Raw genomic sequence first — 9,488 nt, forward strand, 5'->3', positions numbered from 1 at the left:
CATCACCTTCGTGCTGGTCACGCACGACCAGGAGGAAGCGCTGTCGATGAGCGACCTCGTCTGTGTCATGAATGGCGGCCGCATCGTCCAGCTCGGACAGCCGAACGAGATCTACGACGAGCCGGCCGACCTCTTCGTCGCCGATTTCGTCGGCAAGACCAATCTGTTGAGCGGCACGGTGGCGGGCCTGTCGGGCGACCTCGTCGATGTCGCGCTGGCCGACGGCACGGTGATCGCGGCGCGCAAGCGGGCGCCGCTCAGCCGGGGCGAGCGGGTGTCGGTGTCGCTGCGGCCCGAAACGCTCAGCCTCGGCTTGGCCGGAAACGGCAGCCTGAAGGGCATCGTGCGCAACCGCATCTTCCTGGGCGCGACCGCAGAATACGCCATCGAGGTCCAGGGTATCGGATCACTGCTCGCCAAGGCCGATCACCAGATTGGCCGCGACAACCTCTTCAAGCCGGGCGAACCCGTCGCCATCGGCTTTGCCGCCGGGGCGCCGCTGGCGTTTCCGCAACCCAAGAACAACGGGACCAACCAGAGGGAAAACCACCATGTCGAAATCCTATCGTGACGGACTGCCGATAAGCCCCGAGAAATTCGTCGACCAACTGATGCGCCTGAAGCGCGGCTCGATCGGCCGGCGCGAATTCCTCGGCCTCACCGGCCTTGGCGTCGCCACCGCGGTGATGGCGCGCGAGCTCGGCATCATGCCGACGCCGGCCTACGCCGCCGAAAACCTCGGCGACCGCATGTCGATCGCCACCTGGCCGAACTATCACGACCCCGCGACGTTCGAGAGCTTCAAGGCCGAGACCGGCGTTGCCGTCGAGGTCAACGTCTTCGGCTCGAACGAGGAGATGCTGGCCAAGCTGCAGGCCGGCGGCTCGGGCTGGAGCCTGTTCGTGCCGACCAACTACACGATCTCGACCTACAAGAAGCTCGACATCATCGAAGCGCTCGACATGGCCAAGCTCGGCAATTTCGACGGTTCGCAGGAGGATCCGCGCTTTACCTCGGAAGGCACGATCGACGGGACGATCTACGCCGTGCCGAAGAACTGGGGCACCACCGGCATCGCGATCAACACCAAGAAGCTGACCAAGCCGATGACGAGCTGGAAGGAGTTCTGGGACACAGCCATGGCGGAAGGCGACGGCCGCACCATGGTGCATGACTATCAGCTCACCACGATCGGCAATGCGCTGAAATATTACGGCTATTCCTTCAACTCGCTGAAGCCGGACGAGCTCGCCAAGGCCGAGGAACTGCTGCTCAAGGTCAAGCCGCATCTGTTCGCGGTGTCGAGCGACTATCAGCCGTCGATGCGCGCCGGCGATGCCTGGATGACGATGTGCTGGACCAATGACGGGGCGCAACTCCATCGCGACATCCCGGAGATCGCCTATGTGCTCGGCAAGGAAGGCGGCGAGATCTGGACCGACTTCTACGCCATCCCGAAGGACGCGCCGAACAAGCCGGCCGGCTACGCGCTGCTCAACTACCTGATGAACCCGAAGGTCGCGGTGAAGGAGCACTTGGCCAATGGCGCGCCCTCGATCGATGCGCGCGTCAACGCGCTGCTGCCGAAGGAGGTGATGGACAATCCGATCCTCTACCCGGCGGCGGACCTGTTGAAGCCGCTGGAGTTCGGCGCCGCCGCGACGCTCACCGATCCGGGGCGCGCCGAGCTGATGGCGCGCTTCAAGTCGGCTTGAGCGGAACCGGCCACAAACCCGATCCAGGCAACGCGACCGGCGGGCAATTGCCCGCCGGCACCGAAGCGGCTTTTTCGATGCGCGGCACCCTCCTTCGCAAAAATCTTACGACCGCGCTGCTGCTCGCGCCGGCGACGCTGTGGCTGGTGGTATTCCTGGTCCTGCCGTTCGTCGCCATCGCCATCTTCAGCGTCGGCGAGCGGGCGCCCGAGGGAGGCTACCAGGCAGCTTTCACGCTTGCGCAATACGCCAACCTGCCGGCGCGGGCGACCGCGTTCTGGAACACGATGGTACTGGCGCCGGTCGGCGCCTTCGCCTGCCTGCTCGTCGCCTATCCGGTCGCCTACTATCTGGCGCTGCGCGCGCCGGAGCGCTGGCGGCTGATCCTGCTGGCGCTCGTCGTCATCCCGTTCTGGACCAGCCTTTTGATGCGCACCTATGCCTGGATGTATGTGCTGGGTGGCCGCGGCATTCCGGCCCTGCTCGCCGATGTCGGCATCGAGGACGTCAGGCTGATCAACACGCCGGGCGCGGTGCTGCTCGGCATCGTCTACGGCTATCTGCCGCTGATGATCCTGCCGATCTATGTCAGCCTGGAGCGGCTCGACCGCAGGCTGCTGGAAGCCTCTGCCGATCTCGGCGCGACGCCGCTGTCGACCTTCCTCGGTGTCACGCTCCGGCTTTCGCTGCCGGGCGTGATGACCGGCTTCTCGCTGGTGATGATCCTCCTGCTCGGCGAATATCTGATCCCGACGCTGCTCGGCGGCGGCAAGGTGTTCTTTATCGGCAACGCGCTGGTCGACCTGTTCCTGCAGTCGCGCAACTGGCCGTTCGGTTCGGCCATCGCCATCACGCTGGTGCTGGTCTCGGTGGTGGTGCTGATTGCCGCCAACCGCATCTCGGCCCGGCTGTCGGGCGCGCGCCGGGTGGACCTGATCTGATGCGCGCCTTCGTCGTTGCCGTCTTTGCCTTCCTCTACCTGCCGATCGCGCTGGTGGTGCTGTTCTCCTTCAACGCCGGCCACCATGCCAGCGAGTTCACCGGCTTCTCGACGCAATGGTACGGCAAGACGCTGTCCAACCCGTTCCTGGTCGAGGCGCTGAAGAACAGCTTGTTCATCGCCACCACCAGCGCGCTTTTGGCGGCGGTCGCCGGCACCGCCGCCGCGCTCGGCCTGCAGCGCGTCGGGGCGCGGACACGAGCGGTCTTCGATGGGCTGCTGGGCGCGGCAATCGTCGTTCCGGGCGTCGTCATCGGCATCTCGACGCTGGTCGCGCTCGTGCAGCTGTTCGGCGTCGTCAATCCGTTCGTCGCCGAATTGTGGCCGGGCGACCAGCCGCCGCGCCTGGCACTCGGCTACGGCTCGATCATCGCCGCGCATGGCCTGTTCTCGATGGCGCTGGTGGCGATGATCGTCGGCACGCGCCTTGGCAGTCTCGACCGCAACCTGGTCGAGGCGTCGAGCGATCTCTACGCCACGCCGCTGACGACGTTCCGCTCGATTGTGCTGCCGCAGATCATGCCGGCGGTGATCGCCGGCTTCCTGCTCGCATTCACCTTTTCGTTCGACGACTTCATCATCGCCTTCTTCGTCGCCGGCGCGCAGACGACGCTGCCGATCTATGTCTTCGCCTCGATCCGCCGCGGCGTGACGCCGGAAATCAACGCCGTCGCGACCATCGTGCTCGTCGCCTCGGTGCTGCTCGTGGTGCTTGCCCAGTGGCAGCTGCGCCGAAGAAAACAGTGAAAGACCGATCATGATCCTGAAAGACCGCATCGCCGTGGTGACCGGAGCCGGGTCCGGCATCGGGCGCGCCGGCGCCATGATCATGGGCAGGGAAGGGGCGACAGTGGTGATCGCCGACCGCGATCGGGCCGCCGGCGAGGCCGTTGCCTCCGACATCCGCGAAGCCGGCGGCCGCGCCGAAGCGGTCACGACCGACGTCGGCAACGACACCGCGGTCGAGGCGCTCATCGTCGGCACGCTCGGCAGGCATGGGCGGATCGACATATTGCACAACCATGCCGGCATCCAGGTCGGCGGCACGCTCACCGAAGTTGGCGTCGACGGCATGGATGCGTCGTGGCGGATCAATGTGCGGGCGCAGTTCGTTGGCGCCAAGATCGTGATGCCGGCGATGATCGCGCAGGGCGGCGGCGTCATCCTCAACACCGCCTCGAATTCGGGGGTCTTCTACGACCGCGAGATGATCGCCTATGCGACGTCGAAACATGCCGTGGTGGCGATGACCAGGCAGATGTCGCTCGACTACGCCCGCTACAATGTCCGCATCAACGCGCTTTGCCCGGGCTGGGTCGACACGCCGTTCAACGAGCCGTTCATCGCCCAGATGGGCGGGCGCGACGCGATCGAAAACTATGTCCGGACCAAGATCCCGATGGGGCGCTGGGCAAGCGCCGACGAGATCGCCGAAGCGATCCTGTTCCTCGTCTCCGACCGCTCCTCCTTCATGACCGGACAGGCGCTGGTGGTCGACGGTGGCGAAAGCATCGGCTGAGCCAGGGCGTCCCCCGGCTCGCCTTACACGTGCTTGCGGCCACCGGTGTCGCGAAACCAGCTGTCCGGGTAAGGGTACCACCAGCCCTGGATCTCGGGCTTGTGGTCGATGATCACCATCTTCGAGCGGCGGAAGGCGTCGAGCCCCTGGCGGCCGAGCTCGCGGCCGAGGCCGGAAGCCTTCCAGCCGCCGAAAGGCAGCGCGTCGTTGTCGATCAGCGGATTGTTGACCCAGACCATGCCGGCCTCGAGCCGCTCGGCCGCCTCGTGCGCTTCGGCGAGGTCGGTGGTGAACACCGAGGCGCCGAGGCCGAAGGGACTATCGTTGGCGAGCCTGATCGCCTCGTCGAAATCCTTCACGCGACAGATGGCGGCGACCGGCCCGAAACACTCCTCGCGCACGATCGCCATGTCCGGGGTGACGCCGGTGAGGATCGTCGGCTCGTGGAACCAGCCGGTGTTGTGCGCCGGCGGAATGCACCCGCCGGTCACCGCCTTCGCGCCGTTGCGAACCGCGTCGTCGACCAGACGCATCACCTTGGCCCGTGCGGCTTCGCTGACCAGCGGGCCGATCTCGGTCCTGTCCAGGCCGTTACCGATCCTCAGTGCGCGGGTCTTTGCGGCGAAGAGATCGACGAAGCGGTCGTGCACGGCATCGACGACGAAGAAGCGCTCGGCCGAGGTGCAGACCTGGCCGGTGAGGTGGAAGGCGGCGGTGACGGAGCCGGCCGCCGCGACGTCGAGTGGGGCGTGTTGCGAGATGATCAGCGGATCGCTGCCGCCGGCCTCGATGACGCAAGGCTTCATGCGCTCGGCGCACGCCACCGCGACGGCCTTGCCGGCGGCAACCGAGCCGGTGAAGGCGACGGTATGGGTGCGGTCGGACCCGATCAGCGCCTGCGCCGTCGCAGCGCCGCCGGGCAGGCAGGAGACGAGGCCTTCGGGCAGTGAACGGAACACCGTCATGTAGTCGAGCGTCGACAATGTCGTCGCCTCGGCAGGCTTGATGACGCAGGCATTGCCGGCGGCGAGCGAGGCGGCCACCGTCCAGCACATCAGCAGGATCGGGAAGTTATAGGGCATGATGTGGACGGAGACGCCGTAGGGCTCGTAGCGCGCGTACTGGAAGGAACCCGCCTGCGTCGTGCCGGCGACCTTGCCGGCCTCGTCGCGCGCCATCTCGGCATAGTAGCGGAAGATCGGTGCGCAATTGGCGATCTCGCCAATCGCTTCCGGATAGGGCTTGCCCATCTCGCGCACCATCAGCTCGGCGCAGCGGGTGAAGTCCGCCGCCTCGATGGCATTGGCCACCGCGTGCAAATGTTTGGCGCGGCTCTTGGCGTCGAGTTTTTTCCATGCCGCCTGCGCTGCGGTCGCGGTGGTCAACGCGGCGTCGATCTCACCATCGCTGGCGGCGGCGATGGTGCCCACCGTTTCGAGCGTCGCCGGATCGATCACCGGCTTTTGCGCACCGGTCGTCGGCCGGTAGTCCGGATTGACGAAGTATACCGGACGGTCGGGCGAGAACTGCATGGAATGATCCTCCCGGTCCGCTCAGCGGATCATGTAGACCTTCTTGATCGTCTCATGCACGGTGCAGACGCCCTTCCAGTCCTGCGGGAAGAACGCCGCCGTGTCGGGTTCGATCTCGATCACCTCGCCGGATTCATGCACATAGGTGCAGCGTCCCTCGAGGAAGTGGCAGAACTCGTCGCGGGTGACGTGGCAGTGCCATTTGCCCGGCGTGCAGATCCAGAGCCCGCATTCCGAGCGGCCTTCCGGCCCCTTGTAGAGGAGCTTGCCAGAGGTGTGGGACTGTCCCTCGATCATGGTCGGGATGACGCCCCAGTCGACGAGGTCGGTGATGGCGAGCGGCGATTGCATGGTCGGCGTGGTCATCGATTTTATCCTGGATTTCGTTGCGTGCTTACCGGCACATGAAGGCCTTGGTCAGCGTTTCTGTGATTTTAGAAGTGCCGGTCCAGCCGGCTGGGAAGAAGACCAGTGTCCCGGCCTCGACCGGGATCGTCTCGCCATTCTCGTGGATGTAGGTGCCGCGCCCCGACAGGAAATGGCAGAATTCGTCAACCGCGAAGGTGATGTGGCGCGTGCCGGGCGTGCACGACCAAAGCCCGCATTCGCTCGATCCGTCCGCGTGCTGGAACAGGACCTTGCCCGACGCACGCGGCGAGCCGGCGATAGGGTCGGCGCCGGCACCCCAGTCGTCCAGTTGCACGGTCGAGGCCTTTGGCCAGTGCGGTGTCGGCATGTCGAGTTCCTCGGTTACGCCAGCATGTAGATGTTGCGCATGGTCTTATGCACGGTGCATTCGCCGCTCCAGCCGGCCGGGAACAGCACCACCGTCCCGGCTGTCACCTCTATCACCTCGCTGTCGTCGGATTTGTAGGTGGCGCGACCTGAGACGAAGTGGCAGAGCTCGTCGCGCGGGATCTTGAGCCGCCAGCGTCCAGGCGTGCAGACCCAGATGCCAGATTCCGGCTGGTTGTTCGGACCCTTGTGCACCAGCCTGCCGGTCGAGTGCGAAGCGCCCTCCAGCGCGTCAGGCTGCGCGCCCCAGTCGACGAGATCGGCGCGGGTCGAGGCCTGGTGGAGGTGCGGCGCGGAGGAGGTCACAGCAGCTGCTCCAGCAGCCCGGCAGCCTTCTCGGGGCCGTTCTGCGACTGCATCTGCGCCGATGCCCTGGCGAGCTTGGCCTTGATCGCCGGATCGGTGAGGCAGGCCTCGATCTTCGCGATCAGCTCGGCATCGCTCCAGTCATAGCGCGGCATGCCGAAGCCGCAGCCGATCTCGCCGACGCGGGTGGCATTGTCGTGACCGTCCCAGACATAGGGCATGATGATCGCCGGCTTGCCGAAATAGAGGCACTCGGTGAAGGAGTTGTTGCCGCCATGGTGGATCACCGCATCGACCTGCGGGATCACCGAAGGTTGCGGGAACCAGCTGTCGACAATGACGTTGCCGGGCACGTCGGTGTACTGGTCCTTGTAGCCGCCGACATTGACCAGCGCCCGGTAGCGCGTCTTGCCGAGCGCCGCGATGATGCGCTTCAGGAGGTCGACGTCGCCGGCCCCCAGGCTGCCGAAGGAGACGTAGAGCAGCGGCCCGTCATTGTTCTTCGCAAAGGTCGGTATTGCGTAGGGCTTCTCCTGCCGCACGCAGCCCTCGAGATACTGGAATTTCGCCGGGTCGAGCGGATGCCGGCGGTTGAACTTCGCCGCCTGCGGATAGAGCAGCAGGTTGAGGTAGGGCGAGGCCTCGAAGAACTGGCCGATCGGATAGGGCGCCTCGCCATTGGCGGCGAGGAAGGCGTTGAAGTCGTCATGGATCGGCTTGATCACCGCGTTGAAATGGTCGCGGTAGCGCTTGTGGCCGGCGTGGTCGTCCTCGGCGCAGCCGGAAAGATGCGGCGGGATGTCCTCGTCCTCGATCTCGTTTTCCGAGCAGGAGATGACCCGCACCCAGGGCTTGCCATACTGCTTGATAGCGGGAAACAGGATGACGTTGTCGACCGAGATGACGTCGGGCTTGATCTTCGCGAGCACCCCGGCCAGATCCTTCTGTGCCCATTTGGCGCTATCGACGATCGCCGTCCAGCAATCCTTCACGTAGTTGTCGACCTGGTCGTAGGGCGACTTGCGGAAATTCGGGATGTGGCCGTTGATGAAGTCCTCCCAGAACTTGGCCATCTGCTCCGGCGGCATCGGCTCGGAGAGGTTCACCGGGTGCGCCTCGAAGCCGTAGCCCTTGTAGACGTCGACAAATCCGGGGTCGGACAGGAACACCGCCCTGTGGCCGCGCGCCTCGACCGCCTGGGCGATGCCGACGGAATTGAGCGCCGGCCCGAAGGCCGCTTCCGGGAAAAACGCGATGGTCTTCTGCGCCATGGTTTCAATCTCCATCAATCTGCGAAAATTCTGACATCGGCGGCGTCCCAGCCGAGCTCGATCCGGTCGCCGGCGGCAACCGGCCGGCGGTCGGCGGCATCGGCGGTGACGCGCACCAGGAACGGCTTTTGCGAAAGAGTGGTGCGGACATGCACCTGCAGGTCGAGACCCTGATAGGCGAGCGCCTCGACCGTGCCGGCAACGCGGTTGGCGGTGTCGGGCGACGGAAACAGCCGGATACGTTCGGGCCGCACAGCGGCGACAGCCGAGGCGCCCGACGAAAGTGTCGCCGAAACCTTACCGGTGATCTTCGTGCCATTCGTCGCCTGGACGCCGTTGCCGTCAGCACGACCGGGAACAAAATTCATCACGCCGATAAAGTCGGCGACGAAGCGGTCGGAAGGATGTTCGTAGATCGCGTGCGGCGTATCGCATTGCAACAGCCTGCCATCCTTCAGCACCGCCATGCGGTCGGCCATGACCAGCGATTCCTCCTGGTCGTGGGTGACGATGACGAAGGTGATGCCGACCTCGTGCTGCAGGCGCTTCAATTCGAGCTGCATGGCGCCGCGCAGCTTTTTGTCGAGCGCGCCGAGCGGCTCGTCGAGCAACAGCAGGCGCGGCCGCTTGACCAAGGCCCGGGCGAGCGCGACGCGCTGCTTCTGGCCGCCCGACAATTGCTCAGGCTTGCGATCGGCGAAGGGCACCAGCTCGGTGGTCGCCAGGATGGCGTCGACACGGCTGCGGATTTCGGCCGCCGGTAGGCGCTCCATTTCGAGCCCATAGGAGACATTGGCCCTGACGCTCATATGCGGAAACAGCGCGTAGGACTGGAACATCAGATTGACCGGCCGCTTGTTGGGCGGCGTGCGGGCGATATCGCGCCCGTCGAGCAGGATCTGGCCGTCGCTCGGCGTCTCGAAGCCGGCCAGCATGCGCAACAGCGTGGTCTTGCCGCAGCCGGAGGGGCCGAGCAGGGCGAAGAATTCGTTCTCGCGGATGTCGAGCGAAATGCCGTCGACGGCTCTCACGCGGCCGAAATTCTTCGACACGCGATCGATCCGAAGCAGCGTGCGCGGTTCGCTCATTGGCCGATAACCCCACGATTGAGCCGCTGCGAAAGGGTCAGCGCGGTGATCGAAACCGCCATGACGATGGTCGCCAGCGCGTTGATCTCCGGCGTGATGCCGAAGCGGATCATCGAATAGATCTGCATCGGCAGCGTGGTCGAGGCGCGGCCGGCGCCGGCGGTGAAGAAGGCGATGATGAACTCGTCCACCGAGAGCGTGAAGGCGAGCAGCGCGCCGGCGACGACCGCCGGCAGGATGACCGGCAGCGTCACCCGCCGGA

The 9,488-nt window shown here is 65.5% G+C and carries 11 protein-coding genes and 1 pseudogene; 5 read left to right on the forward strand and 7 right to left on the reverse strand.

The features are described from left to right. The 5 genes from EN781_RS16125 to EN781_RS16145 all read left to right on the forward strand — a co-directional run. The coding region (locus EN781_RS16125; RefSeq protein WP_127400140.1) for a TOBE domain-containing protein at positions 1-571 on the forward strand (571 nt) is incomplete at its 5' end. Further along, positions 552-1,715: a spermidine/putrescine ABC transporter substrate-binding protein gene (locus EN781_RS16130; protein ID WP_126058174.1), complete on the forward strand. Its 1,164-nt coding sequence runs from the start codon at positions 552-554 to the stop codon at positions 1,713-1,715. The genes EN781_RS16125 and EN781_RS16130, both read left to right, overlap by 20 nt. Before the next feature lie 77 nt (positions 1,716-1,792). Continuing rightward, on the forward strand, positions 1,793-2,656 hold the full coding sequence (locus EN781_RS16135; RefSeq protein WP_126058175.1) for an ABC transporter permease: 864 nt from the start codon (positions 1,793-1,795) through the stop codon (positions 2,654-2,656). Beyond that, complete coding sequence (locus EN781_RS16140) at positions 2,656-3,462, forward strand: ABC transporter permease (protein ID WP_126058176.1); 807 nt, start codon at positions 2,656-2,658, stop codon at positions 3,460-3,462. Before EN781_RS16135 ends, EN781_RS16140 begins: the two co-directional genes overlap by 1 nt. A 10-nt stretch (positions 3,463-3,472) precedes the next feature. Then, positions 3,473-4,234 (forward strand): glucose 1-dehydrogenase, encoded by a 762-nt coding sequence (locus tag EN781_RS16145; RefSeq protein ID WP_127400141.1) that lies wholly within the window; start codon positions 3,473-3,475, stop codon positions 4,232-4,234. Between the two features lie 23 nt (positions 4,235-4,257). Here EN781_RS16145 and EN781_RS16150 read toward each other — a convergent pair whose 3' ends face one another. The 7 genes and pseudogenes from EN781_RS16150 to EN781_RS16180 all read right to left on the reverse strand — a co-directional run. Beyond that, positions 4,258-5,766 carry an aldehyde dehydrogenase family protein gene (locus EN781_RS16150; RefSeq protein WP_127400142.1) on the reverse strand — a complete coding sequence of 503 codons (1,509 nt, stop codon included), beginning with the start codon at positions 5,764-5,766 and terminating at the stop codon, positions 4,258-4,260. A gap of 21 nt (positions 5,767-5,787) precedes the next feature. Continuing rightward, positions 5,788-6,132 (reverse strand): cupin domain-containing protein, encoded by a 345-nt coding sequence (locus EN781_RS16155; protein WP_126058178.1) that lies wholly within the window; start codon positions 6,130-6,132, stop codon positions 5,788-5,790. Positions 6,133-6,160: 28 nt separating this feature from the next. Next, positions 6,161-6,502 (reverse strand): cupin domain-containing protein, encoded by a 342-nt coding sequence (locus EN781_RS16160; protein WP_126058179.1) that lies wholly within the window; start codon positions 6,500-6,502, stop codon positions 6,161-6,163. Positions 6,503-6,516: 14 nt separating this feature from the next. After that, a complete protein-coding gene (locus tag EN781_RS16165) occupies positions 6,517-6,867 on the reverse strand; it encodes a cupin domain-containing protein (protein ID WP_127400143.1) in 351 nt (116 codons plus the stop codon). After that, positions 6,864-8,138: a glycosyltransferase gene (locus EN781_RS16170; protein WP_126058180.1), complete on the reverse strand. Its 1,275-nt coding sequence runs from the start codon at positions 8,136-8,138 to the stop codon at positions 6,864-6,866. The genes EN781_RS16165 and EN781_RS16170 overlap by 4 nt, the downstream gene beginning before the upstream one ends. Before the next feature lie 14 nt (positions 8,139-8,152). Next, positions 8,153-9,226 (reverse strand): ABC transporter ATP-binding protein, encoded by a 1,074-nt coding sequence (locus EN781_RS16175; protein ID WP_126058181.1) that lies wholly within the window; start codon positions 9,224-9,226, stop codon positions 8,153-8,155. Next, positions 9,223-9,488, reverse strand: a pseudogene (locus tag EN781_RS16180) (ABC transporter permease); the annotation flags it as partial. The pseudogene EN781_RS16180 and the gene EN781_RS16175, both read right to left, overlap by 4 nt.

Origin of the sequence: Mesorhizobium sp. M4A.F.Ca.ET.090.04.2.1 (assembly GCF_003999085.1) — a bacterium.
Classification (GTDB): Bacteria; Pseudomonadota; Alphaproteobacteria; order Rhizobiales; family Rhizobiaceae; genus Mesorhizobium.